General features: G+C 48.7%; 21 protein-coding genes, 1 riboswitch and 1 other annotated feature. Of the genes, 3 read left to right on the forward strand and 18 right to left on the reverse strand.

Annotated elements, in window-relative coordinates:
- Position 1: 1 nt before the first annotated feature.
- Both sdhA and ADU22_RS23180 read right to left on the reverse strand, forming a co-directional pair.
- Positions 2-1,759, reverse strand: coding sequence for a succinate dehydrogenase flavoprotein subunit (sdhA, locus tag ADU22_RS23175; RefSeq protein ID WP_053364278.1), 1,758 nt, complete (start codon positions 1,757-1,759; stop codon positions 2-4).
- Positions 1,760-1,823: 64 nt separating this feature from the next.
- Entirely contained in the window at positions 1,824-2,432 is a 609-nt protein-coding gene (locus tag ADU22_RS23180) for a succinate dehydrogenase cytochrome b558 subunit (RefSeq protein WP_053364279.1), read from the reverse strand.
- Between the two features lie 468 nt (positions 2,433-2,900).
- Here ADU22_RS23180 and ADU22_RS23185 point away from each other — a divergent pair, with 468 nt between their 5' ends.
- Positions 2,901-3,338, forward strand: a complete 438-nt coding sequence (locus ADU22_RS23185) for a YslB family protein (protein ID WP_053364280.1) — start codon at positions 2,901-2,903, stop codon at positions 3,336-3,338.
- 75 nt (positions 3,339-3,413) lie between these two features.
- Here ADU22_RS23185 and ADU22_RS23190 read toward each other — a convergent pair whose 3' ends face one another.
- From ADU22_RS23190 to zapA, 13 genes are all read right to left on the reverse strand, one after another.
- The gene (locus ADU22_RS23190; protein WP_053364724.1) at positions 3,414-4,643 is read right to left on the reverse strand and encodes an aspartate kinase; all 1,230 of its coding nucleotides are present in this window, start codon (positions 4,641-4,643) and stop codon (positions 3,414-3,416) included.
- Between the two features lie 138 nt (positions 4,644-4,781).
- Positions 4,782-4,959: riboswitch (Lysine riboswitch) on the reverse strand.
- 69 nt (positions 4,960-5,028) lie between these two features.
- Positions 5,029-6,801, reverse strand: coding sequence for an excinuclease ABC subunit UvrC (gene uvrC, locus ADU22_RS23195; RefSeq protein ID WP_053364281.1), 1,773 nt, complete (start codon positions 6,799-6,801; stop codon positions 5,029-5,031).
- Between the two features lie 127 nt (positions 6,802-6,928).
- The gene (trxA, locus tag ADU22_RS23200) at positions 6,929-7,243 is read right to left on the reverse strand and encodes a thioredoxin (RefSeq protein WP_046523401.1); all 315 of its coding nucleotides are present in this window, start codon (positions 7,241-7,243) and stop codon (positions 6,929-6,931) included.
- A gap of 200 nt (positions 7,244-7,443) precedes the next feature.
- The gene (locus ADU22_RS23205; protein ID WP_053364282.1) at positions 7,444-8,421 is read right to left on the reverse strand and encodes an electron transfer flavoprotein subunit alpha/FixB family protein; all 978 of its coding nucleotides are present in this window, start codon (positions 8,419-8,421) and stop codon (positions 7,444-7,446) included.
- 143 nt (positions 8,422-8,564) lie between these two features.
- Positions 8,565-9,338: an electron transfer flavoprotein subunit beta/FixA family protein gene (locus ADU22_RS23210; protein ID WP_053364283.1), complete on the reverse strand. Its 774-nt coding sequence runs from the start codon at positions 9,336-9,338 to the stop codon at positions 8,565-8,567.
- An 85-nt stretch (positions 9,339-9,423) separates the two neighbouring features.
- Entirely contained in the window at positions 9,424-10,197 is a 774-nt protein-coding gene (locus tag ADU22_RS23215; protein ID WP_053364284.1) for an enoyl-CoA hydratase, read from the reverse strand.
- Positions 10,198-10,256: 59 nt separating this feature from the next.
- A complete protein-coding gene (fadR, locus tag ADU22_RS23220) occupies positions 10,257-10,847 on the reverse strand; it encodes a fatty acid metabolism transcriptional regulator FadR (RefSeq protein WP_053364285.1) in 591 nt (196 codons plus the stop codon).
- A gap of 181 nt (positions 10,848-11,028) precedes the next feature.
- Positions 11,029-12,726 carry a long-chain-fatty-acid--CoA ligase gene (locus ADU22_RS23225; protein WP_053364286.1) on the reverse strand — a complete coding sequence of 566 codons (1,698 nt, stop codon included), beginning with the start codon at positions 12,724-12,726 and terminating at the stop codon, positions 11,029-11,031.
- Between the two features lie 407 nt (positions 12,727-13,133).
- Positions 13,134-13,538: a DUF350 domain-containing protein gene (locus ADU22_RS23230; RefSeq protein WP_053364725.1), complete on the reverse strand. Its 405-nt coding sequence runs from the start codon at positions 13,536-13,538 to the stop codon at positions 13,134-13,136.
- Between the two features lie 14 nt (positions 13,539-13,552).
- Positions 13,553-15,907, reverse strand: coding sequence for an endonuclease MutS2 (locus ADU22_RS23235; protein WP_053364287.1), 2,355 nt, complete (start codon positions 15,905-15,907; stop codon positions 13,553-13,555).
- Between the two features lie 60 nt (positions 15,908-15,967).
- The gene (gene polX / locus ADU22_RS23240) at positions 15,968-17,698 is read right to left on the reverse strand and encodes a DNA polymerase/3'-5' exonuclease PolX (protein WP_053364288.1); all 1,731 of its coding nucleotides are present in this window, start codon (positions 17,696-17,698) and stop codon (positions 15,968-15,970) included.
- A gap of 214 nt (positions 17,699-17,912) precedes the next feature.
- Complete coding sequence (locus ADU22_RS23245; RefSeq protein WP_053364289.1) at positions 17,913-18,446, reverse strand: CvpA family protein; 534 nt, start codon at positions 18,444-18,446, stop codon at positions 17,913-17,915.
- A gap of 6 nt (positions 18,447-18,452) precedes the next feature.
- Positions 18,453-18,713 (reverse strand): cell division protein ZapA, encoded by a 261-nt coding sequence (gene zapA / locus ADU22_RS23250; protein ID WP_046523547.1) that lies wholly within the window; start codon positions 18,711-18,713, stop codon positions 18,453-18,455.
- A gap of 144 nt (positions 18,714-18,857) precedes the next feature.
- Between zapA and rnhC the strand changes: the two genes are divergently transcribed.
- The gene (rnhC, locus tag ADU22_RS23255) at positions 18,858-19,784 is read left to right on the forward strand and encodes a ribonuclease HIII (protein ID WP_053364290.1); all 927 of its coding nucleotides are present in this window, start codon (positions 18,858-18,860) and stop codon (positions 19,782-19,784) included.
- Positions 19,785-19,830: 46 nt separating this feature from the next.
- Here the strand turns inward: rnhC and pheT are convergent, their stop codons facing one another.
- The 3 genes from pheT to ADU22_RS23270 all read right to left on the reverse strand — a co-directional run bounded on the left by pheT (position 19,831) and on the right by ADU22_RS23270 (position 24,417).
- Entirely contained in the window at positions 19,831-22,245 is a 2,415-nt protein-coding gene (pheT, locus tag ADU22_RS23260; RefSeq protein WP_053364291.1) for a phenylalanine--tRNA ligase subunit beta, read from the reverse strand.
- A gap of 18 nt (positions 22,246-22,263) precedes the next feature.
- Positions 22,264-23,301 carry a phenylalanine--tRNA ligase subunit alpha gene (gene pheS, locus ADU22_RS23265; protein WP_053364292.1) on the reverse strand — a complete coding sequence of 346 codons (1,038 nt, stop codon included), beginning with the start codon at positions 23,299-23,301 and terminating at the stop codon, positions 22,264-22,266.
- A gap of 50 nt (positions 23,302-23,351) precedes the next feature.
- Positions 23,352-23,594: a binding site (T-box leader), on the reverse strand.
- A 61-nt stretch (positions 23,595-23,655) separates the two neighbouring features.
- Positions 23,656-24,417 carry a TrmH family RNA methyltransferase gene (locus tag ADU22_RS23270; RefSeq protein WP_053364293.1) on the reverse strand — a complete coding sequence of 254 codons (762 nt, stop codon included), beginning with the start codon at positions 24,415-24,417 and terminating at the stop codon, positions 23,656-23,658.
- 116 nt (positions 24,418-24,533) lie between these two features.
- On the opposite strand from ADU22_RS23270, the gene sspI reads away from it, so the two are divergent.
- Positions 24,534-24,746: a small acid-soluble spore protein SspI gene (gene sspI / locus ADU22_RS23275; protein WP_053364294.1), complete on the forward strand. Its 213-nt coding sequence runs from the start codon at positions 24,534-24,536 to the stop codon at positions 24,744-24,746.
- Positions 24,747-25,013 lie beyond the last annotated feature (267 nt).

The raw sequence follows: 25,013 nt of genomic DNA on the forward strand, positions 1-25,013 counted from the left end.
TTTACTCCCCCTTCTTCTTCGAATAGTCGCGCTTACGCGGTTTGATCAGCGAAACATCCACATCTTCATAATGGAATTGAGGTGCCGCATCAGGACCAGCGAACTTGGCCATGGTCGTCTTCAGGAAGTCCTCGTCATTGCGGTCCGGGAATTCCGGCTTGTAATGCGCTCCACGGCTTTCATTACGATTGTAGGCACCGATTGTGATAACCCGCGCAAGCTGAAGCATGTTTTGAAGCTGGCGTGTAAATACCGCTCCCTGATTGCTCCATTTCGCTGTATCGTTAATATTGATATTTTTATAGCGGTCCATCAGTTCAACGATCTTTTCATCTGTTTTCAACAGCTTGTCATTGTAACGGACAACGGTGACATTGTCTGTCATCCATTCGCCAAGCTCTTTATGGAGCACATAGGCATTCTCGGTACCGTTCATGGACAGAATGCTGTTCCATTTTTCCTCTTCCTGTTTGACATGACGGTCGAACACGGAGGAAGATACGGCATCAGCGCTCTTTTCAAGTCCGTCGATGTAACGGATTGCGTTAGGGCCTGCAACCATCCCGCCATAAATGGCAGAAAGAAGGGAGTTTGCCCCAAGTCGGTTGGCGCCGTGCTGGGAATAATCACACTCACCGGCCGCAAACAATCCTGGAATATTGGTCATCTGATCATAGTCAACCCACAATCCGCCCATTGAGTAGTGGACCGCAGGGAAGATTTTCATTGGGACTTTGCGCGGGTCATCACCCATGAACTTTTCATAGATTTCAATGATTCCGCCAAGTTTGATATCCAGTTCCTTTGGGTCCTTATGCGAAAGGTCAAGGTAAACCATGTTTTCGCCATTGATTCCGAGCTTTTGCTCTACGCACACATCGAAGATTTCACGAGTGGCGATATCCCGGGGAACAAGGTTTCCGTATGCCGGATATTTTTCTTCAAGGAAGTACCATGGCTTTCCATCTTTATAAGTCCAAACCCGTCCGCCTTCACCGCGGGCAGATTCACTCATCAGGCGAAGCTTGTCATCGCCAGGGATGGCTGTCGGGTGGATCTGGATGAACTCACCGTTTGCATAATATGCGCCCTGCTGATAGGCAATCGAAGCAGCAGAACCGGTATTGATAACCGAGTTGGTTGATTTTCCAAAGATGATTCCCGGGCCGCCCGTAGCCAAAATGACAGCATCCGCAGCGAAGGATTTTACTTCCATTGTTTTCAGGTCTTGTGCAACGATCCCGCGGCAGACGCCTTCATCATCAACAACGGTTCCTAGGAATTCCCATCCTTCGTACTTGGTGACAATTCCGGCCACTTCATGGCGGCGGACCTGCTCGTCCAATGCATATAGCAGCTGCTGCCCTGTTGTCGCACCGGCAAAAGCTGTACGGTGATGCTGCGTGCCTCCAAAACGGCGGAAATCAAGCAGTCCTTCAGGCGTCCGGTTAAACATGACGCCCATCCGGTCAAGCAGATGGATGATTCCTGGCGCAGCTTCTGTCATGGCCTTTACAGGCGGCTGGTTCGCAAGGAAGTCCCCTCCATAGACAGTGTCGTCAAAGTGCTCCCAAGGAGAGTCACCTTCACCTTTCGTATTAACCGCTCCATTAATGCCTCCCTGTGCACAAACAGAGTGGGAACGCTTTACTGGCACGAGTGAAAACAGCTCGCATGGTGTACCTGCTTCGGCAACCTTGATGGCCGCCATCAAGCCGGCCAAACCCCCGCCTACTATGATAACCTTACCTTTACTCATCGTGACTCACTCCCTCAATCCTAAGTCTGACTTTGTGTTCTGAAATATAGTAATAGAATAATAATTAGATAAATGCAACGAGCGCACGGATTCCAATCACGGACAATACTACGAAAATACCGATCGTAACATAGGTTGATATAACCTGGGAACGCGGAGAAACCGTGAAGCCCCAGCTAACAAGGAAAGACCATAGCCCGTTTGCAAAGTGGAAAATTGCAGAAAGGACGCCGACTACGTAGAAGATGAACATGAAAGGCGATGCAAGGATATCCGCCATCATATTGAAGTTCACCTCGGCACCGAATGCAGCCGCAATGCGTGTTTCCCAGACATGCCACGCGATGAAAACGAGCGTGATGATGCCTGTTACACGCTGGAGCATGAACATCCAGTTACGGAAATAGCCATATCTGCTTGTATTGTTCTTTGCTGTGAAAGCGATGTAGATCCCGTAAATCGCATGAAATAACAGCGGCAAATAAATGACGAACACTTCAAGGAAAATCCGGAACGGAAGTCTTTCCATGAAGTGGGCTGCATTATTGAATGCCTCCGGCCCCTGTGTTGCGAAGTGGTTGATGACCAGGTGCTGGACCAGGAAAAGCCCGACCGGTATAACCCCTAGCAATGAATGAAGTCTGCGCCACAAAAACTCTTGATTTCTTGCCATATGTATACCCCCCTCGATAATTGGACATGATGCCAGGCCAAAATCCTTTTCAGCGTTAAGCGATTAAAGTTTTAAACCTGCCACCCTTAATAAATAGTATATCAATTCTTACAATTATGTGACATGTCCATTTTACTCCCGAAAGATTGGACCGTCAAGAAAACGGATACAGAAAAAACGGCTATATGAATAAAGTTTCAGCAAATAACCAGATATTGTCTTTCCCCTGTTTTTAGTTTGTTCCCAGGCCTTCACCTTATATATCAGGATAATTTTCTTTTGCCCTATTCCATTATTACACAGCTTTAGCATCCTGAATTTAATCTTTAACAGCGGAATACTAGGGTATGAACATGAATAGGATGACACGTAAAAAAAGCCGCGAATTTTATTGTGAAACTTCATGAATCGATACCAGATTGCTAATGAAATTGTATATAATAGATTCATAGAAAGAGGGGAAAGCTTTTGAGTGAATTATCTGCAACCGAAAACCAGCATGAGAGCCAGCAGCCTTCCGTTTCCCTTTTCGGGCATGAACTGATCAGGGGTGTGCTGCTGCAGGAACTTCTAGGCAAGGATGCACCTGAAATCCTTTACTGGGCAGGAAAAAAACTCGCCCGCCTGTATCCTCTTGACAATTTTGATGATGTTGTACATTTTTTCCAGGAGGCGGACTGGGGCCGCCTTGCGGTCAAGGAAGAAAAACGCCGGGAAATCCACCTGGAGCTTACCGGACACCTGGTAACTGCCAGGCTGAAGGAAGGCAAAAATCTGACCTTCCAGCTTGAAGCCGGCTTCCTTGCGCAGCAAATGGAGAGGCTGAAAAGTACGCCGGCCGAGGCTTTCGAGCATCCGCATAAACGCTCGGGCAAAATCGAATTTACTGTCAAGTGGGATCATTAGGAACCTGTTAGTTGGACAAAAAGCTTTCGGCGTAAAAAACGCGAAAGCTTTTTGTTGTTTTTAATATGGTTATATTTAGGAATTGACAGGGATGTGCGAAAGCTCGAAAGCATCATGAAGCGCTTCGACCGCTTTTACCATCGATGCCTGCGCCACAACGGTAGAAACTTTGATTTCGGACGTACTTACCATTTTCACTTGAATGCCTTTTTCTGCAAGCACTTCAAACATTTTAGCGGCTACTCCGGGATTCGAAATCATTCCGGCTCCGACAATCGAAACTTTTGAAAGTCCGGTCTCTGATTCAACGCTCTGATAGTTCAGCAATTCCTTGCTGCCTTCAAGTACATCAAGGGTTTCAGCGAGGTCTCCGCTTTTGATGGAAAATGAAATATTCGCCTTGTCCGTCCCTGTTCCGCTTTGAACGATGATATCGACATTGATATGATTTTCAGCCAAGGTAGAAAAGATGGTTGGCAGGCTTGTGAGCGAGTTATCCAGCCCAAGGACGCTTACTCTGGTAATTTGATCTTCAAACGCGATTCCGCGGACAACTAAATTTTGTTCCATTTCCATTTCCTCCTCAATAACCGTTCCTCGTTCTTTTTCCATGCTTGATCTGACCTCCAGCGCCACCCCATAATTCTTGGCAAACTCCACTGCCCGGGGATGCAGGACTCCCGCCCCAAGGTTCGCCAATTCCAGCATTTCGTCATAGGAAACGCCGAGGAGCTTCCTTGCCCCCTTTACAACCCGCGGGTCGGTGGTAAACACGCCAGTCACATCCGTAAAGATGTCGCACTTGTCCGCTCCCAGCGCTGCGGCAAGGGCAACAGCAGTCGTATCGGAGCCTCCGCGTCCAAGGGTGGTAATTGCGCCATTTTCGGCCAATCCCTGAAAACCAGCCACAATAACGACTTTGCCTTCCTCCAGGTCGTTTTTGATTTTATCTGCATCAATTTGTTTTATTCTCGCATTGCCATGGACGGATTCGGTAACAATTCCTGCCTGCCAGCCAGTATAGGAAACTGCGTCAAGCCCCTGTTCCATGAGTGCCAATGCCAGCAGGGAAATCGTTACCTGCTCGCCGGTTGACAGAAGCATGTCCATTTCCCTTTTACTTGGGCTCGAGGAAAGCTCGTTGGCCATCCGTACCAGTTTATCGGTTGTTTTTCCCATTGCGGAAACGACGACAACCACATCGCTGCCATTTCTTTTTTCCTCTGCGACCCTATTAGCCACATTAATGATCCTTTCAACATCAGCTACCGAAGTCCCGCCAAATTTCTGCACAATCAGTCCCATTGTATTCCCTTCTTCCCGTGTAGTTTCCAGTTGTTTTGTGCTGTCGATATGCAGTCCCCGCCTTTTCCTGAAAACAGAAAAAAGCAATGAGAGTTCATCTCATTGCTGTGTTTACGTAAATATATCTATACGCTTGCACAGTGAGATAGCCCTCCAAGACACAAGATCTTGACAGTCCTGCACTTCTTCAGTACAGAACCAGCGAGAAAAGCTATGAGCCTTTTCCCACTTCGGCAGACATCCCTTTCAAAGCCCATCCCGGAATCCCATCATTCTCCGGGCTTTTACTCTTGAGGCCTGCACCTCTATCTTCACTTTAACGCTCTAAAGTGACAGAATTATTAATTTGGATTCATTATAGCACTGCTTCTTTAGACTGGCAACACTATTCCTGCAATTTCTTGCTGAGCTCCCCGGCCACATTCGAAGGAATTCCAGCTGCTATCAATTCCTCCAGGCTTGCTTCGCGCATTTTTTTCACTGAGCCAAAATGCTTGAGAAGCATTTTTTTTCGTTTTTCCCCAATTCCCGGAATCTCATCGAGCATGGATTGAAATGCGTTTTTCCCTCTTAGCTGGCGATGGAAGGTAATGGCGAATCGATGGACCTCATCCTGGACTCGCTGAAGCAGGTAAAACTCCTGGCTATTCCGCGGCAAGTCAATGATTTCCAGCGGGCTTCCATATAGAAGCTGGCTTGTCCGGTGCTTTTCATCCTTAGCCAGTCCGGCGACCGGAATATCAAGGCCAAGCTCGTTTTCCAGCACATCTTTCGCTGCTTCGATATGCCCTTTCCCGCCGTCGATGATGATCAAGTCCGCAAGAGGAAGCCCGTCTCTTAACACCCTCGTGTACCTTCTCCTGACTACCTCCCGCATCGAATCGTAATCATCCGGTCCTGTCACGCTTTTGATCTTGTATTTCCGGTATTCCTTTTTTTCCGGCTTTCCATCGATGAAGACCACCATGGCTGAAACTGGATCTGTTCCCTGGATATTGGAGTTGTCATAAGCCTCAATCCTGTGGGGTGTATAGATTCCCATGTGGCCCCCAAGATTTTCGACCGCTTTGACCGTCCTCTCCTCATCGCGTTCAATCAGGGAGAACTTCTCTTTCAAAGCGATGCCGGCATTCTTGCAGGCTAGCCTGACCAGATCCTTTTTCTGTCCGCGCTGGGGTTTTAACACCTTGGCCGACAAAAGCTGTCCGGCCATTTCCGTGTCCACCGTGTCCGGAACAAAAATCTCCTTGGGCTTGAAATGTTCCGGCCTGGAATAGAATTGCCCAAGAAAGGTAAGGATTTCTTCTTCTGCTTCCCCATAAATCGGAAACATGGAGACTTCACGTTCGATTAGTTTCCCCTGGCGGATAAAAAATACCTGGACACACATCCAGCCTTTATCGACAGCGTAGCCAAAGACATCCCGATCGGTAAAATCCGCCGTCGACATCTTCTGCTTTTCCATTGTCGCTTCAATGTGGGCAATCTTGTCACGAAATTCCTTGGCCCGCTCAAAGTCCAGTTCTTCTGCCGCCGCCGCCATTTTTATGCCAAGGTCCTGTTTAATCTCCTTGAAGCCTCCGTTCAGGAAGCGTGTGATTTCATCGGTGATTTTTTTATATTCCTGTTTATCGACATCTTTTACGCATGGGGCGAGACATTGGCCCATGTGATAGTAAAGGCAGACCCGGTCAGGCAGGGTTTGGCACTTGCGTAGAGGGTATATGCGGTCAAGCAGCTTTTTCGTTTCATTGGCAGCCTGCACATTGGGGTACGGGCCGAAATATTTGCCGCTGTCTTTTTTCACCTTGCGGGTAATCAGGAGACGTGGATGGCGTTCGGCTGTCAGCTTGATAAACGGATAGCTTTTATCATCCTTCAGCATGACATTGTATTTCGGGTCATACTTTTTTATCAAAGTCATCTCCAGGATCAAGGCTTCCATTTCCGAGGAGGTGACGATATACTCGAAATCCACAATTTCATTGACAAGCCTTAAGGTCTTTCCATCATGCGAACCGGTAAAATAAGAGCGCACGCGGTTTTTCAGGACCTTCGCCTTCCCCACGTAGATGACCGTCCCCTGTCTATCCTTCATTAAATAGCATCCGGGCTGGTCAGGGAGAAAGGCCAGCTTATTTTTGATGTTATCGTTCATAGCGCTTCACCTCCATTCCGTAGTGTTTCTATTAGTTAAATAAGACCGGGGGGAAGGTCCCACCGGTCTTTGCGAACATATTCATCTGGAAAAGGAACCGCGAATGAGATTCCTCTGCCCTAGTTTATTATACGTGCTTGTTAAGAAGTTCAGCAAGAGCTTCTTTCGGCTGGAAGCCGACTACTTTGTCCACCACTTCTCCATCTTTCAGTACAAGCAGTGTCGGGATGCTCATGATGCCGAATTTGCCGGCAGTCTCCTGGTTTTCATCCACATCGACTTTCACAATCTTGACTTTGTCACCCATATCCCCATCCAGTTCTTCAAGAACAGGGGCAATCATTTTACAAGGTCCGCACCATGGAGCCCAGAAGTCTACAAGAACTGTTCCTGATCCTGTCTCAGACGTAAACGTTTGATCTGTAGCATGTGAAATCGCCATTTTTATGCCTCCTATAAATAAAACTCGAATTCTAACGACAGTATATCACTGTTTATCAAAGTGACGCTAATTATATGCTTCATAGACATTTTACCCCCTCAGGGTAAAAATATGCCTCTGGACATTCAGCGGTGTTGTCCGTTCAGACCTGATATCTCCGAATAGCGAAAGGAGGCTGTTCCCAGCCCCCTTCATCCAAATCAGGAATGAACTTTTAATTTTTTGAATTCCTCAGTGAGCATAGGAACAACTTCGAACAGGTCTCCGACAATTCCGTAATCCGCCACTTTGAAAATGTTGGCCTCAGGATCTTTATTGATCGCTACGATGACTTTGGAGTTGGACATTCCGGCAAGATGCTGGATTGCACCGGAAATTCCGCAGGCAATATACAGGTCAGGTGTGACAACCTTTCCTGTCTGGCCGATTTGCAGAGAGTAATCGCAGTATTCCGCATCACATGCACCGCGGGAAGCGCCGACTGCCCCGCCAAGTACGTTCGCAAGCTCTTTTAAAGGTTCGAAGCCCTCTTCGCTCTTAACCCCGCGGCCGCCGGCTACAACAACCTTTGCTTCCGAAAGGTCTACACCTTCTGTCGCTTTGCGGACTACATCTTTTATGATTGTGCGAAGGTCCTTGATGTCCACAGACAGGCTGGACACATCTCCCGAACGGCTTTCGTCTTTTTCAAGCGGGGCAATGTTGTTTGGACGGATGGTCGCAAAGATCAGGCCGTCGGTTACAACTTTCTTTTCAAACGCTTTTCCCGAGTAGATCGGACGGGTAAACACGAGATTTCCGCCAGCTTCCTCGACCGCAGTCGCATCGGAAATCAACCCGGAGCTCAGCCTGCTTGCGATTTTAGGGGCGAGGTCCTTTCCAAGTGCTGTGTGTCCGAGGATCAAGCCTTCCGGATTTTCCTCTCCAATGACAGCCATCAGGGCTTGGGAGTATCCATCAGGAGTATATTGAGCCAGTTTTTCGCTTTCGACTGTCACGACTCTGTCTGCTCCGTATTTGACAAGCTCGGCTCCCAGCGGGTTTACGCTTCCGCCGATTAAAACTCCAACCACTTCTCCGCCTTCTGCGACTGTTTTTGCAGCGGCAATTGTTTCAAAGGAAACATTCCTTAGGGATCCATCACGTACTTCGCCAAGTACCAATACTTTTCTAGCCATTTGTTTTACCTCCTGCGAATATTCTCGTTATCAGTTAGTTTGCATGGGAAGAGCCTGCGGCGGCTGTATAGAACCGTTTACAATGGAACCAGGGGACGATTCTTCCATGTTTGGTCAGGCCCTATTTTTCAACTAATGCCGAATCAGACAACCTTGGCTTCAGAATGAAGCAGTTTCACCAATTCCTTTACCTGGTCTGCCAAATCGCCTTCCAGAACACGGCCGGCTGCTTTTTGGGGCGGCAGGTAAATTTCCAGTGTCTTTGTTTTTGCTTCCACATCATCTTCATCCAGGTCAAGATCATCGAGTTCAAGCTCATCAAGAGGCTTCTTTTTTGCTTTCATGATTCCGGGCAGGGATGGATAACGCGGCTCGTTCAATCCCTGCTGGGCTGTTACCAGCAGCGGAAGGCTGGTTTCAATGACTTCGGAATCCCCCTCAACGTCTCTTGTGACCGTTACGGTTTCTCCGTTGATTTCAAGCTTGGTAATGGTGGTCACATAAGGAATATCAAGAGCATCGGCCACACGAGGCCCAACTTGTCCGGAACCGCCATCGATGGCGACATTTCCGGCCAAAATCAGGTCCGCTTCTTTATCCTTCAAATACTCGGCAAGGATTTTTGCGGTTGTAAACTGGTCTCCATTCTCCACATCGTCTTCGGTATTGATGAGCACTGCTTTGTCAGCACCCATGGCCAGTGCCGTACGAAGCTGCTTTTCAGCTTCCTCATTGCCGACTGAAATGACTGTGACTTCCCCGCCATTGGCATCCCGTACCTGAATGGCTTCCTCAATGGCATATTCATCGTACGGGTTGATGATAAACTCTGCGCCATCTTCATTGATGGAGCCGCCGGAGATCGTAATTTTTTCCTCGGTATCGAAAGTCCTTTTCATTAAAACGTAGATGTTCATGGTTTCCCCTCCTAAGAATTCTAACATTTCACCAGTTCTAAAGATTGAAAATAATTCAGGCAAAAAAATAAAGGTTTAACAGCGGTCACTTTCCTTTAAAATCTGGCTGCCGCTTTTCCAGGAAAGCGGTGATGCCTTCCTTGGCATCTTCGGAAACGAAGACTTCCCCGAACAGCTGGGCTTCCTTTTTTACACCTTCATAATATTGGTCTGTTTTTGCGTAGCCTAGCAATTGGATGGCAGCCCTTACAGAAACGGGGCTTTTCTTCGCAATTTTACGAGCCAGTATGTAGGCGTTTTCAAGAAGGTCGTCATCATTGTAAGCGTGGTTGGCCAGTCCGCATTGCACAGCCTCAAGCCCTGTGATCGGTTCGCTCGTCAGCATCATTTCCGCAGCCCTTGCAGTGCCGACATAGCGGGGCAGGCGCTGTGTCCCTGCAAATCCCGGGATAAGCCCAAGCTGAAGTTCTGGAAGTCCAAGTTTGGCGTTTTCTGTTACCAGCCGGATATGGCAGGCCATTGCCAGTTCCAGCCCTCCGCCCAGTGCGGCGCCATGAATGGCTGCAATAATCGGTTTGGGAAAGGACTCCATTCGTTCGAAAAGGTCCTGGCCTCCTCCCGAGAGTTTGGCAAAGCCTTCTCCCGTTTTGACGGTGGTGAATTCCTTGATATCGGCTCCAGCAGAGAAGAATTTCCCTTCACCATGAATCAGGACGACTCTGATTTCATCGTCAGCTTCAATTTGATCGAGCACAGCTTCCAACTCTTTAATCAAGCCAGTTGAAAGAGCGTTAGCTGGCGGACGGGCAATCGTGATTGTCGCTACCCTTTCTTCAGAAGACCATTTTAGATACTCCATATTTCCCCTCCTTTGTATTGCCAGGCCGCGTTTATGCAAACGCGGCACTGGTTATCGGGTCAGGCTTTTTGGTATCCGCATCCATTTATCAGCAGCTGATGCACTGGACCGGCAAGGGCTGGCAAATCGTACTTCTGTTCATTCATCACCCAGGAGGTTACCGTTTCATCAATCGTGCCGAAAATCATTTGCCTGGCCAGGCGGACGTCGAGGCTGCTGCCAAATTCCTTCTTCTCGATTCCTTCAATTATAATCTTGTCAATCAGGTTCAGGTATCCTTTCAGGACTTCGTTCACTTTCAGCCTGAGCTCCTTATTGGACTGCCTCAGCTCGAGCTGGGTGACGATGGCAAGATGAAGATCTTCCGACAGAAGTTTCAGATGGGTTTCTACCAACATTAATAACTTCTCTGCCGCCGTCTCTTTTCCTGCTATTTTCCCTTCGATAATTTCCACAAAGGTACCCATTTTTTCCTGGAAGAGGGAGATGAGAATATCTTCTTTATTTTTAAAATATAAATAGATGGTTCCATCAGCCACACATGCCTGCTTGGCTATCTTTGACACCTGTGCCTGGTGATAGCCGTTTTCGGCAATCACCACGACGGCTGCATCGATAATCTGCCTGTATTTTGGTTTATTCTTTTTCATGTTCTCCCCCCTCTCCCGCCAGGAAATTAATCATGCTGATCAGTAGCGCTTTTTAAATGAATGAATCATCATTCATAATTTAATATTATTATCAACATTTTTATATGTCAAGGGAATTACCGGCTGATTTTGGGCAGCTTGGCCAAATCTATGTAGTGAAAAGCCAGGAACCGGCTTTTCATTATGCATGCTTATGATCATTGTCATTGTTTTTCGCCTTTTCTTCATCCACAAGCGCCCTGCGCAAAATTTTGCCTACAGCTGTCTTTGGCAGTTCATCCCGGAATTCATAATACCGCGGTACCTTATAAGCCGCAAGATGTTTGCGCGCAAATTCATCCATTTCTTTTTCCGTGACTGTCTTTCCTTCCTTGAGGACAATGTAGGCTTTGACCGTTTCTCCACGGTAAGGATCCGGAATCCCCGCTGCGACAGCTTCCTGGACAGCCGGATGTTCATAGAGAACCTCTTCGATTTCCCTTGGATAGATATTGAAGCCGCCGGCAATGATCATATCTTTTTTGCGGTCGACGATATAAAAGTATCCTGCTTCATCCATATAGCCAAGGTCGCCGGTATAAAGCCATCCATCACGCAGGACCTCATCGGTTTCTTCTTTCCTGTTCCAATAGCCTTTCATTACCTGCGGGCCTTTAATGATAATTTCCCCGATTTCCCCCGGCGGAAGAGGCTCGCCTGTCCCTACGGAAACGACGGCCGCATCTGTATCAGGATACGGGACCCCTATGCTGCCCTGCACACGCTCCTTGCCCCAAAGGAAGTTGGAATGCGTCACAGGAGAAGACTCGGTCAGGCCATACCCCTCTACCAGCTTGCCGCCTGTCACTTCCTCAAACTTCTGCTGGACTTCCGCCGGGAGCGGTGCCGACCCGCTGATGCAGGCTTCTATGGAAGATAAATCATATTTTTTAATATCCGGGTGATTCAGGAGTCCGATATAGATGGTCGGCGCGCCTGGAAACATCGTTGGACGCTGCTTTTGGATGGTCTTTAGGGTGGTCTCTGGGTCGAACTTTGGCAGCAGGACCATTTTCTGGCCATTCATCACGGAAAGGACCAATACCGTGGTCATCCCGTAAACATGGAAGAAAGGCAGGATCCCGAGCACAACTTCCTTGCCTGGTTTGGAGTTGTACAGCCAGGCATCGCACATGGCTGCGTTCGCCACCAGGTTTCGGTGCGTCAGCATCACACCCTTGGGAAAGCCGGTTGTTCCGCCGGTATACTGCAGCAGGGCCAAATCTTCTTCAGCATTTATTTTATATTCTGCCAAAGACTTTTGGGGCAGCTTTAAAATCTCTTTCAGCAAGTGGTTATTGCCCTCATGCTGGACATTTACGATCACGCCATATTGCTTTTTCTGGATGAATGGGTAAAGAAGGTTCTTGGGAAACGGAAGGAAGTCCTTGATAGCGGTTACAATGATGTGCTCCAAATCTGTCTGGGCCTTAACTTTGGTGATGCGCGGGAATAGGATATCCAGGGATATGATTGCTTTTGCGCCCGAATCCTTCATTTGATACTCCAGCTCCCGCTCGGTATAGAGCGGATTCGTTTGGACCACAATCCCTCCTGCCATCAGGATGCCGAAGTAACTGATTACGGAAGCTGGCATATTGGGAAGCATGATGGCAACCCGGTCCCCTTTTTGGATGCCCAAATCCTGCAGGTAAGCTGCAAATTTGCATGATGCTTCAAAAAGTTCGGTAAAACTCATGTCTTTCCCCATAAAATGAATGGCTGTTTTGTCCGGATAGTCTCTGGCGCTCCTCCGCAAATATTCTTGCAATGGAATATCCTCATAGGTAAGAGTACCCGGGATTTCTGGCGGATATTGGGCCAGCCACGGTTTTTCCATAATCAATCCCCCTGTCTATTTTTCGGAAAATTCATTTGTTTCATTTTTATTATAATATACTGAATTATCCATTACAATCACATTAGGAGATGGAATTTCCTTAATAAAAGGTGGGATGAGCCCTGCTGGAAACGAAAAAGGCACCTCCCAAGAAGGCTAAAGGTCAGGCAGGCATGTGTTCCTAAAATAATATTTGCCATTCGGCTGCAGGCGGCCGGGTGGTTCACTGAGGAACCCTGGTGCGGGTAACAGTTCCTATTTTATGCAGGTGAGGAAATGCTAAAAAGGCTGCCATCCGGCAGCCTTCATCAGGCAATAAACAACATATAAATAAGGCCTATTGCCATGAACACAAGGCAAAGGGCCAGCAATACTTTTGCTAAAGTTTCCAAGTCTCTCTCCCCTTACTATATACCTGCACCAATGACATAGCTCAGTCCGACAGAGATGACCATTGAAATCAGCCCTACTGCCCGATTGTCATTCTGGATCTCCTGGTCAATATTAAATTTGGGTGTCATGAACTCGAAGATAAAATACCCTGCCAATAGAAGAAGATAGCCGTAGACTCCCCAGCTGACCATATTCAGGAGAGAATCATGCTGCAGGATGGAGTGGCGGAAGATATTGGCTACGCCAAAAATTTTCCCGCCAGTGGCCATGGCGACAGACAGGTTTCCCTTTTTAATTTCTTCCCAGTTGCGATACTTGGTCACAAGCTCAAAGATGGCCAGAAACACAATCGTGCAGAGAATCGCCACACTGTAATAGCCGGCTGTCGCAACAAACTCATTTTCCCAGAACTGATTCATACCCTTCCCGCCAATCATTTAAATTCAACGATGGTTACACCGGTTCCGCCTTCACCTGCTTCGCCAAAGCGGCTTTTCTTAACAGAACGGTGGTTTTTCAGATACTCCTGTACCCCCCGCATCAAGGCCCCGGTCCCTTTGCCATGGATGATTGAAACCCGCGGATAGCCGGCAAGCAAGGCATCATCAATATACTTCTCAGTGCGCATCAGCGCATCCTCGTACCGTTCCCCTCGCAGGTCGAGTTCAAGCCCGACATGGCTGTCCCTGCCTTTTACCACTGCAACAGATTTTTTCTCCTGCTGTTTGGGTGTATCGATATACTCCAAATCCCGCTCATTTACTTTCATTTTCAAAATGCCGATCTGCACCTGCCACTCATGATCCGAGGTGCGGTCCACCAAATGGCCTTTTTGTCCAAATGTCGTGACCATTACTTCATCCCCAGGCTGGAATTCATGCCTGGACGGCTTGGCTTTCCCGGCTTTTTTGACGAGCGCTTTTTCCGGTGCCGCTTCGGCCAGGCGCTTCCGGGCATCAATCAGCTCGTGTTCCTTTACTTGAGCGCTCTTCTCAAGTCTTAGCTTACGCAGGTCGCGGATGACTTCCTCTGCCTCTTCCCTTGCTTTTTCCACAATGGAAGCGGCTTTGTCCTTCGCTTTGGCTTCCAGCTCTTCTTTCCGCTCATAATAGGCAGCCATTTGCTTCTGCAAATCCTTATGCAGCATTTCCGCGGATTTCAGGAGCTCATGCGCTTCCTCTGCTTCCCTTTCAGCCTGCCGCCTGCTCTCCTCAAKGGAGGCAATCATGTTTTCCACCTGGTTGCTGTCGGCGCTGATATATGTTTTGGCCGTTTCGATCACCGATTCCCTCAGGCCGAGCCGCTTCGAAATTTCGAATGCATTGCTTCGTCCCGGGACCCCGATCAGCAGCTTGTAGGTCGGGCTCAGCGTCTCCACATCAAATTCCACGCTGGCATTGATGACGCCCTCCCTGTTATACCCATAGGCTTTCAGCTCAGGATAATGTGTCGTGGCGATCACCCTGGCACCGCGTTTATATACTTCATCAAGGATGGAAATGGCGAGTGCCGCCCCTTCCTGCGGATCTGTTCCTGCTCCAAGCTCATCAAATAGGACGAGGCTGTTGAAGTCGACCCTTTCCAGAATGTCAACGATATTGACCATATGCGACGAAAAAGTACTCAAACTCTGCTCAATGGACTGTTCGTCCCCAATATCGGCGTAAACCGCATCAAAGACGGCAACCTCAGAGCCGTCGAGTGCAGGGATCGGGAGTCCTGACTGGGCCATCAGGGTGCATAGCCCTACGGTCTTAAGGGTTACGGTTTTCCCTCCTGTATTAGGTCCGGTAATCAGGATGGTGGTGTAGTCTTCCCCAAGGGTAACCGTGTTGGCTACCACTTCATCCGCAGGAATCAGCGGATGGCGCGCCTTGAAAAGCCTGATGATTCCTTTGTTGTTGACGGTTGGCTTGGAGCCTTTGATCTTGCTGCCATAGCGTGCTTTGGCGAACATGAAATCCAGGTCGGCAAGAATGGCGACTACCGCCAGGAGCTCTCCCCTGTTATCTCCCACCATCGCCGAAAGCTCGATCAGGATCCTTTCGATCTCCTGCTGTTCCCTCACCCGGATTCCCTGCAATTCGTTATTCAGCTGCACAACAGACTGCGGCTCAATGAACAGCGTTTGCCCGGAAGAACTCTGGTCATGGATAATTCCGCCATAATGGCCGCGGTATTCCTGCTTGACGGGAATGACAAAGCGGTCATTCCGGATGGTTATAATGGCGTCGGACAGCATCTTCTGCGCATTGGAGGAGCGGATCATGCTTTCCAGCTTTTCCCGCACCCTTGCTTCCCTTGAACGAAGCTGCTGCCTGAGAGACCTTAGTGTGTCGCTCGCACTGTCCAGTACTTCACCGCCCGGGTCGATCGCATGCCTGATTTTTTCTTCCACCTCGGCGAGGACGATAATGCCCTCGGCATATGTTTCAAGGATGGGAATTTCGGTTTCCTCTGCGACATCGGTGATAAACCGTTTCATCTGGCGGCTTGCATGGACAGTGCTTGCTGTCTGAACAAGCTCCAGCGGGCTCAGAATTCCGCCAATGGACGCCCTTTTGGCATGGCCTCTGATATCATGTATCCCTGCGAGCGGGATATTCCCTTTTAAGCGCAGCACCTTGACAGCTTCATCCGTTTCTTCCTGCAAGGTGACGACTTCATCATAATTTGTAGAGGGAAGCAGTTTTTCTGCTTTCTCACGGCCAAGCGGCGATGAGACATGCTCAAGCAATTGTTCCCTGATCTTATTAAATTCAAGTGTTTTCAGCACTCTTTGCTGCAATCGTATTGCCTCCTTTTGCCGGTCTGCCCAGCTCACTTTAACGCATCACCGCACCCGGGGTCAGGCACCGTTTGGCGCGTTGCGGCGATGAAGGAATTTCAGCAGGTCTTCGAGCTCCATGGCATTGAGGATACTGCTTTCTTTAATCCATCCTTTTCTGGCTGTCGAAACCCCTATCTCCATAAAATCTAGTGTCTCCATATTATGCGCATCCGTATTTATCACAAGTGTGACCCCTGCTTCCTGTGCCTTCCGAAGATGCTGTGCTGCCAGGTCAAGCCGGTGAGGATTGGCGTTGAGCTCCAAAGCTGTATTTGTTTCCCTGGCAAGCTGTATCAGCATTTCGATATCAACATCGTAGCCATCACGGCGCCCGATCAGGCGGCCGGTAGGGTGGGCGATGATATCAACATGGGGATTGGCTAGTGCATTTTTCAGCCTCTCCATGATTTTCTCCCTCGGCTGTGAAAAGGAGGAATGAATGGAGGCAATGACAATATCCAATTCTGACAGCAATTCATCGTCAAAATCCAGGCTTCCGTCCGGCAGGATATCCATCTCGATTCCTGTCAAAATCGTAAAATCGTCATATTTTGCATTTACCTTCCTGACTTCTTCGATTTGTTTGCGCACTCGATCAGGCGTCAATCCGTTGGCAACCCTCAAATACTGCGAATGGTCGGTGATGGCCATATAACGGTATCCGCGGGAACGGCAGGCCTCGGCCATTTCCTCAATGGAATGGGCGCCATCGCTCCACGCGGTGTGCATATGCAGGTCTCCCTTAATAGATTTCAAATCAACCAGGGACGTCCCGGCATAATGGTCCACTTCACTGCCATCTTCCCGCAGCTCAGGCGGTATAAAAGGAAGATTGAAATGCTGATAAAAAGACTCTTCTGATTCAAATGTCAGTATTTCCCCTGTTTCGGTATTTTCCACGCCATACTCGCTGATTTTTTCGCCTTTCTCCTTTGCCAGCTGGCGCATCCGGACGTTATGGTCCTTGGAGCCGGTAAAGTGGTGAAGCGCTGTTGTAAACTCTTCCGGTCGGACAAGGCGAAAATCAACGTTCACATCATAATCAAACGCAAAGGTAAGCGAAACCTTTGTATCGCCGGCGGCAATAATTTCCTTGATTCCCGGCAGGCTCTCGAGCTGTTTTTTCACACCGGGAGCGTCGTGTACGGCAATGATGAAATCCAGGTCCTTCACCGTTTCCCGCATCCGGCGCAGACTTCCTGCCCGGGAAAACCTATCGATCCCATCCATTTTTTCCAGATGGGACTCTATCATTTCTGCTACCGGAAGCATAAAAGCCAGCGGCAGGCGCTCCGGACGTGTACCTGCATTCGCAAGGGCCTCCAGGATTTTCTCTTCGGATTTTTTCCCGAACCCTGCAAGTTCGCGTATTTTCCCTTGCTTGCATGCCTCTTCAAGGCCCTGTGCGTCTTCTATGCCCAACTCTTTATGAAGCTTGGAAATCTTCTTGCCTCCAAGTCCAGGAAGCTTAAGCAAGGCCACCAGCCCCGCAGGCACTTCCTGCTGCAATTCTTCGAGGACTTCAGACCTTCCTTCGGCCATATACTCCTCTATCACTGCAGCCGTCCCCTTTCCAATGCCGGAGAGGGCAGTGAGGTCGCCAATTTCCGATAAGCTTCGGTCATCTCCTTCCAGAGCTGCCGCCGCCTTCCTGAAGGCAGATACTTTAAAAGGATTTTCCCCTTTCAATTCCATATATATAGCGATTGTTTCCAACAATCGCACCACGTCTTTCTTATTCGCTTGCATGTTACACACCGCCCTTTGTTACAGTTCTGATTTGGAAGGCCCGCCGCTCCTTGCCGAGCTGTCTTTCGGGCTCCAACTTTTTCATTGTCTCTTGAAAAGACCTAGTTTCATTTTATAGAAAATCTCAGCTGAAAGGAAATAAGAAGGTGTCAGGAGGCCCTGAGGCGGCACCCTTTTCCTGGATAAAAGAAAAACTTCCCTGAAAACAAGGAAGTTATTTCGATTCGAACCACCACTTGTCAACCAATTCCGATAGAATCGGTGTGTGGCTGACAATGGCTGAAGCAAGGAACGAATCGTTGAGATGTTCCTGGATAAATGGGATTGGCAGAAGTGCGGCAATATATAATAGAATAAATACTATCAGGTACACCTCCACAAAACCAAGAATCCCTCCAGCCCAAATATTCAGGCTCTTCAATACCGGCAGGCTGGCAACAAAGTCAAACATGGAGCCGATAATCTGGAGAACGATTCTGACCGCAAAAAAAATCGCAACAAATGCGATGGCTCGGTAATAGGCATCCTCTATATTGGGGTTGTCAAAAAAGAGCTTAAGGTTCCCGCTTCCAAAACTTGGGTAAGGAATCCAAAGCACCAATTTCGGGGCAAGCTGGCTGTAAAAAGTATAAGCAATGATAAAGGCAACAATAAAGCCAGTCATATGGATGGTTTGGAGAATGAAGCCCCTTTTCAGGCCGACCAGAAAACCAATCAGCAGCAAAAGTAAAACAATCAGATCAAGCATAATGGGTCAGTCCTTTAATCTTTGAATTTCCGCTTCCAGCTTCTCTGCGCGATCTTTTATCTTAAGATAATCATTCACTGCGTTCACTGCTGTCAGTACGGCTAATTTATTGATATCAAGTGCAGGATTCTTCGAGCTGATTTCCCGCATTTTGTCGTCAACCAGAGAGGCAATCAGCCGGATATGGCTCGTGCTTTCCGTTCCGACTATTGTGTACTGCTGTCCATAGATGTCTACAGTTGTGCGCGTTTTTTTCGTATCCGACAACATTCATGCCTCCATTCCTAAGAATCCTATTCTATACTATAACATGAAGAAAAAATGCAGGAAAGTCAGAGATTGTCATTTCAAGTCAAGTTTTTAGCTTGCAGACAAGACTGGGACAACTGCCAAAAAGGAGTGCCATTTTAATTGGGAAATACGGTGATTACCACAAACACGGATGAAATCCGGAAAATGAAGGATTATTACAGCAAATACATAAGCCCCAAAGTCCCGCCAGGAGGGATTTTTGCCGCCAAAACACCAACTTGTTCCATCACAGCCTATAAATCCGGCAAAGTGCTCTTTCAGGGAAAAGACGGAGAAATCGAGGCGGCAAGGTGGGGGCAGCCAGCCACGAAGGCAGCAGTAAAACCTGCCCGACAGGCAGCATCCCACCTGCCCGCAAATATCAGTTCCATGTCCATCATTGGGTCCGATGAAGTCGGGACAGGTGATTATTTTGGCCCCATCACTGTTGTCGCCGCCTATGTCAGAAAAGAAGACCTGCCGCTTTTAAAAGAACTTGGCGTTCAGGACTCCAAAAATCTTAAAGATGACAAAATCATCGAGATTGCTAAACAGCTTGTAAAGGTGGTTCCMTACAGCCTGCTTACATTAAACAACCGCAAATACAACGACATGCAAGGGTCCGGAATGTCGCAGGGCAAGCTGAAGGCCCTGCTCCACAACCAGGCGATTGGCCATGTCCTGAATAAAATCGCACCGGAAAAGCCCGAAGCCATATTGATTGACCAATTCGCGAAGGAAGAAATCTACTACGCTCATTTAAAAGGCCAGCGCAATATCATGAGGGAAAATGTCTACTTCAGCACAAAAGCGGAGGGCATCCATCTTGCCGTTGCCGCCGCCTCCATGATTGCCCGCTACGCCTTTGTCCAGCATTTTGAAAAGCTGGGTGAAAAGGCAGGATTCACTCTTCCAAAAGGGGCCGGTGCCCAAGTCGACGCTGCCGCCGCCAGGCTGATTAAAAGCAAAGGAGCACACTGCCTGCCCGACTTTGTCAAACTTCATTTTGCCAATACGGGAAAAGCGATGAAGATTGCCGGGAAATAGTGCCCCAAATAAAAAACCGAGCCGCTTTGGCCCGGTTTTTTAACATTTAACCCCTCAACACCGCTCCTGCCTGTTCCTTTACGGCATGAAGCACTTTTTCATGGGCTTTTGCTATATCTTCGTCTGTAAGCGTCTTTTCCGGATCAAAGTACTTCAGAGAGAAGGCAATTGATTTCTTGCCTGCTTCCATGCGCTCGCCTTCATACAGGTCGAATACATGGACCTCCTTCAGCAATTTGCCCCCTGCTCCGACAATGATTCCCTGAAGCTCCCCGGCAGTCTTTTCCTTATCCACAACAAGGGCAATATCCCTTGTGATGGATGGGAATCTTGGAATGGAAGTATATTGCAGCGGAGCGGTCTCTGCTTCCAATAAAGCCTTCAGGCTAAGCTCGAACACATACGTTTCCTTCAAGTCGAGGTCTTTCTCGACCTTAGGATGAACCTGGCCGACAAAGCCGATCGCCGCTCCATCCAGGGAGACCTGTGCAGTCCGTCCTGGGTGCATGCCTGCAATTTCTGCACCCTTGAAGCTGATTCTGCTTTCAAGACCGAGCTTTGCAAACAAACCTTCCAAAATGCCCTTTACAACAAAGAAATCAACAGGCTTCTTCTCTCCCTGCCAAGGATGGCTTTCCCAAAGTCCGGTAACGGCCCCTGCAAGATGCTCACGTTCCTCCGGCAGGTCTCCTTCGTCGGCTTTGAGGAAAACAGCTCCTGTCTCATATAGTGCCAGGCTGTCATTTTGGCGCGCAAGGTTATATTTGAGCGCTTCAAGCAGCTGCGGCACAATGCTCAACCGGAGAAGGCTGCGGTCTTCGCTCATTGGCATCGCCAACTGTACAGGCTCCCGTTTCTCGAGTGCATATTGAGTCGCCTTTTCCCTGCTTGTCAAAGAATAGGTAATCGCCTGGTAAAGCCCTGCTCCCTCAAGATAGCGGCGGACCACCCGGCGCTTTTGCTGATAGGGCGAAAGCTGGCCCGGGGTGGAAGCGCCTATCGGCAGCGTCTTCGGCACATTGTCATAGCCATACAGGCGTGCCACTTCCTCAATCAGGTCTTCTTCGATCGTAATATCGCCGCGCCTGGTCGGAACGGTTACCGTAATCGTATCATTGTCCGCAGAAGTCTCAAACTGAAGCTTTGCAAAGATCTCTTGTACTTGCTTCATGTCAAGTTCGGCTCCAATGACCGAGTTGATTTTATCAAGAGTCACAGAAACGACAGCAGGCTCGACCGTCAGGCTGTCTGCTTCAACAGAGCTCTCCAGCACTTCTCCCCCAGCGTATTTGGCCATCAATTCAGCCGCCCTTTCAGCTGCCGGGCGTACCCTTGCCGGATCTACGCCTTTTTCGTAGCGGGAGCTGGCCTCACTGCGCAAGCCATGGTCCTTGGATGATTTCCGGATGACCGGGCCGGTAAAGTAGGCTGATTCAAGCAATACGGTCGTCGTATCTGCACTTACCTCGGAATTGGCGCCGCCCATTACACCAGCAAGGGCAACAGGCTCGCTGCCGTTGGTGATCACGAGATGCTCGGACGTCAAGGTACGCTTCGCTTCATCAAGAGTAACGATTTCTTCCCCTTGCTTGGCACGGCGGACAAGAATCTCTTTTGATCCTAAACGGTCATAGTCAAAAGCATGAAGCGGCTGTCCATACTCAAGCAGGATATAGTTCGTGATATCGACCACATTATTGTGCGGACGGATTCCTGCGGCCATCAGCCTGGCCTGCATCCATAGCGGAGATGGGCCGATTTTGACGTTTTTAATCACCTTCGCTACATATAAAGGATTATCTTCCTTTGCATCCACAGACACCTTGATATAGTCGCTTGCGCTTTCGGATGCTGTTTCCGCTTTTGGCTGCGGAAGTTTAACGTCTTTTCCTAAAATCGCGGCCACTTCATAGGCGACACCCAGCATGCTCATGCAGTCGGCACGGTTTGGCGTCAGGCCAAGCTCAAGGATCTGGTCGGCTCTGCCAAGCGCACTCAAGGCATCCTGGCCGATCTCCGTACCTTCAGGGAACACAAAAATCCCTTCGGAGTATTCCTTGGCGACAAGCTTTGCTTCAAACCCCAGCTCCTGAAGTGAGCAAATCATCCCATTGGACTCTTCGCCGCGAAGCTTTGCCTTCTTTATTTTAAAATTGCCTGGCAAGACGGCCCCGACCGTCGCGACGGCAACCTTCTGTCCTTTGCCAACATTAGGAGCACCGCAGATAATCTGGACATGATTTCCGTCCCCAAGGTCGACAAGGGTTTTATTAAGCTTTTCAGCATTAGGATGCTTCTCACACTCCAGCACATGGCCGACGATAACGCCGCGCATCCCTTCATTCAGTGTTTCAACCCCTTCGACCTCGATTCCGCTTTTGGTAATCTTTTCAGCCAGCTCCTGGGCACTTACACCTGTTAAATCCACATATTCCTGAAGCCAATTATATGATACAAGCATGGTTATTCCTCCTAATCCCTATTCAGTCACCGAGAATTGCTTAACGAAACGAATGTCGTTTGTGTAGAAGTGGCGGATATCATCAACGCCGTACTTTAGCATCGCAATCCGCTCAGGTCCCATTCCGAAGGCAAATCCTGTGTATTTCTTTGAATCATAACCGGCCATTTCCAATACATTCGGGTGAACCATGCCGGCTCCCAGAATCTCGATCCAGCCCGTTCCCTTACAAGTACTGCATCCTTTGCCGCCGCACATTTTACAGGAGATATCCATTTCAACAGAAGGCTCAGTGAACGGGAAGAAGCTTGGACGAAGGCGGATTTCGCGGTCGGCTCCGAACATTTTTTTCGCGAACACATCAAGAGTTCCCTTCAAGTCGCTTAAGCGGATGTTCTCATCGATCACAAGCCCTTCAATTTGCGTGAACTGGTGCGAATGGGTCGCATCATCATTGTCGCGGCGGTACACTTTTCCGGGACAGATGATTTTAACCGGCCCTTTGCCCTGCCGCTCTTCCATTGTTCTTGCCTGTACGGGCGAAGTATGGGTACGGAGGAGGATTTCTTCCGTGATGTAGAAGGAATCCTGCATATCCCGCGCCGGATGCCCTTTTGGCAGGTTCAAGGCTTCAAAGTTATAATAGTCTTTCTCTACTTCCGGGCCTTCGGCAACACTGTACCCCATGCCCAGGAACAAATCCTCGATTTCTTCAATGATTCTTGTGAGCGGATGATGGTTTCCTGCTTTTACCGGACGGCCAGGCAAGGTCACATCGATTTTCTCGGCAGCAAGCTTTACCTGGACCGCTGCTTCTTCGAGTTCACTCTGCTTTTCTTCAATTCCGCCGGAAATCATGTCGCGGACTTCATTGGCAAGAGCCCCCATCTTCGGCCGTTCTTCGGCAGAAAGCTTCCCCATGCCTTTAAGCACTTCGGTAATCGGGCCTTTTTTTCCGAGATAAGCAACACGGATATCATTCAGTTCTTTCAGGTCGGCAGCCTGCGCCACTTTTTCAAGCGCTTCTGCCTGCAGCTCTTTCAATCTTTCCTGCATGTGTAGATCCTCCTTCGTTTTTAGACAAAATAAAAAGACTCCATCCCAGGTAAAGGGACGAAGTCTGGTTTCGCGGTACCACCCTTTTTAACAGGCAACACAAATATGTATGGTCTGTTCACTTCATTACGATAACGGCATAGGCCGGTGCATCTTTACATTCCCAGGAATGGTCCCGATGCCAGCTCTGGAGGTGAATTCACTTGCCTGTTCCATAAAAATGCTTCCAGTCTGCGGCATTTTCTCCCTTGATGGTCCATCTTCAAGCTACTCTTCTCCGTCAACGCTTTTATTATTTACGATGTTGTTTATTATAATATATTCCTTTTATCGTATCAAATCAATTTCGCAAAATTAACCCTTTTTGGGCGTTTTTAAGTAATAAAGCAGAATACCGGCGGCCACGGCCACATTCAGCGATTCGCTTTTCCCATGGATGGGGATATAAAGATTCTTCGCTGTTCTAGCGAGCAATTCAGGGTTCACCCCGCTGCCTTCGTTGCCGACAAGCAGCGCAAATGGCCCTCCTGCAGGTGACTCTGAATAAGGGCTTGCCCCTTCAAGGGCTGTCCCGTAAACAGGGATATTATGTGTGTCCAGCTTATCGATCCATTCATCAAGGCTGCCCCGAATGACTGGCAGATGAAAATGGCTTCCCTGGGCAGCACGGAGCACCTTTGGATTATAGATATCGACACTGCCGTTTCCGACGATGACAGAGTCGATTCCTGCCGCATCGGCTGTCCGGATCATCGTGCCCAGATTGCCCGGGTCCTGGACAGAATCGATCAGAAGATACGTTTCCCCCTGTTGGCCGGCATCCTGGGGCTGGCGGCAGACCGCAAAAATTCCCTGGGTGGTTTCCGTATCGGCCAGGGCGGATGCAATTTCCTCTGTCACCGAAATAACCGGCACCGAACCGTAGTCAAGGCCCGGCGGCATTTCGGCATTCTCGGAGATGATAATGGTTTCAATATCTGCATCATGCTTAAGTGCTTCTTCGACAAGATGAAAACCTTCTATTAAAAACAGCTTGGATTTATCCCTTTCCTTCCGTGCCAGGAGCTTTTTCCATTGCTTCACCTGGGGATTCGCTGCTGATTGGATGTGCTTCAAACGTGGGACACTCCTTCTACTATTGAGTTTTCTTATTATAACTCATATTTTTTACATAATAAAATCAAATAGGTTCATCCTATATGTAGATTAAGAATTGAAAGGAGTTTCCATACATGAACTTGAATCTGCGCCATGCGATTATCCAAAACGTTTCAGGAAATTCACAGGATGAACTTAAAGATACAATTGTCGATGCCATCCAAAACGGCGAAGAAAAAATGCTTCCAGGTCTTGGCGTCCTGTTCGAAGTGATCTGGCAAAGCGCCTCCCCACAGGACCAGCAGGAAATGCTGACCATGCTTGAAAATGGGCTTAAAAATAAGTAACCGCATGCTCCCCCGATGGCATTGGGGGAGTTTTTTATTGGGCGGGTGTCATTAAGCTCTATTAAGGAAATTTCCAGCAGGCCTCCTGTCTCGATTTGTGTTAAGAAGCCGGATTGGCGCAATTTGCAGCGGGCTGCCTCCCTTAATTTGCGTTAAGAGACGGGATTGGCTCAATTTTCCACGGGCTCACTTCCTAATTTTGCGTAAAGGAGCCCTCTTGGCGCAATTTTCGCCAAGCTGCCTCCCTCATTTTGCGTTAACAAGCCC

The organism is Bacillus sp. FJAT-27251 (genome assembly GCF_001273925.1).
In the GTDB taxonomy this organism is placed as follows: Bacteria; Bacillota; Bacilli; order Bacillales; family Cytobacillaceae; genus Mesobacillus_B.

Coding starts and splice junctions, on each gene's coding strand:
- sdhA (WP_053364278.1), bottom strand. CDS start 1,759: ATGAGTAAAGGTAAGGTTATCATAGTAGGCGGGGGTTTGGCCGGCTTG.
- ADU22_RS23180 (WP_053364279.1), bottom strand. CDS start 2,432: ATGGCAAGAAATCAAGAGTTTTTGTGGCGCAGACTTCATTCATTGCTA.
- ADU22_RS23190 (WP_053364724.1), bottom strand. CDS start 4,643: ATGGGACTGATTGTGCAGAAATTTGGCGGGACTTCGGTAGCTGATGTT.
- uvrC (WP_053364281.1), bottom strand. CDS start 6,801: ATGAACGATAACATCAAAAATAAGCTGGCCTTTCTCCCTGACCAGCCC.
- trxA (WP_046523401.1), bottom strand. CDS start 7,243: ATGGCGATTTCACATGCTACAGATCAAACGTTTACGTCTGAGACAGGA.
- ADU22_RS23205 (WP_053364282.1), bottom strand. CDS start 8,421: ATGGCTAGAAAAGTATTGGTACTTGGCGAAGTACGTGATGGATCCCTA.
- ADU22_RS23210 (WP_053364283.1), bottom strand. CDS start 9,338: ATGAACATCTACGTTTTAATGAAAAGGACTTTCGATACCGAGGAAAAA.
- ADU22_RS23215 (WP_053364284.1), bottom strand. CDS start 10,197: ATGGAGTATCTAAAATGGTCTTCTGAAGAAAGGGTAGCGACAATCACG.
- fadR (WP_053364285.1), bottom strand. CDS start 10,847: ATGAAAAAGAATAAACCAAAATACAGGCAGATTATCGATGCAGCCGTC.
- ADU22_RS23225 (WP_053364286.1), bottom strand. CDS start 12,726: ATGGAAAAACCGTGGCTGGCCCAATATCCGCCAGAAATCCCGGGTACT.
- ADU22_RS23230 (WP_053364725.1), bottom strand. CDS start 13,538: ATGAATCAGTTCTGGGAAAATGAGTTTGTTGCGACAGCCGGCTATTAC.
- polX (WP_053364288.1), bottom strand. CDS start 17,698: ATGCAAGCGAATAAGAAAGACGTGGTGCGATTGTTGGAAACAATCGCT.
- ADU22_RS23245 (WP_053364289.1), bottom strand. CDS start 18,446: ATGCTTGATCTGATTGTTTTACTTTTGCTGCTGATTGGTTTTCTGGTC.
- pheT (WP_053364291.1), bottom strand. CDS start 22,245: ATGCTTGTATCATATAATTGGCTTCAGGAATATGTGGATTTAACAGGT.
- pheS (WP_053364292.1), bottom strand. CDS start 23,301: ATGCAGGAAAGATTGAAAGAGCTGCAGGCAGAAGCGCTTGAAAAAGTG.
- sspI (WP_053364294.1), top strand. CDS start 24,534: ATGAACTTGAATCTGCGCCATGCGATTATCCAAAACGTTTCAGGAAAT.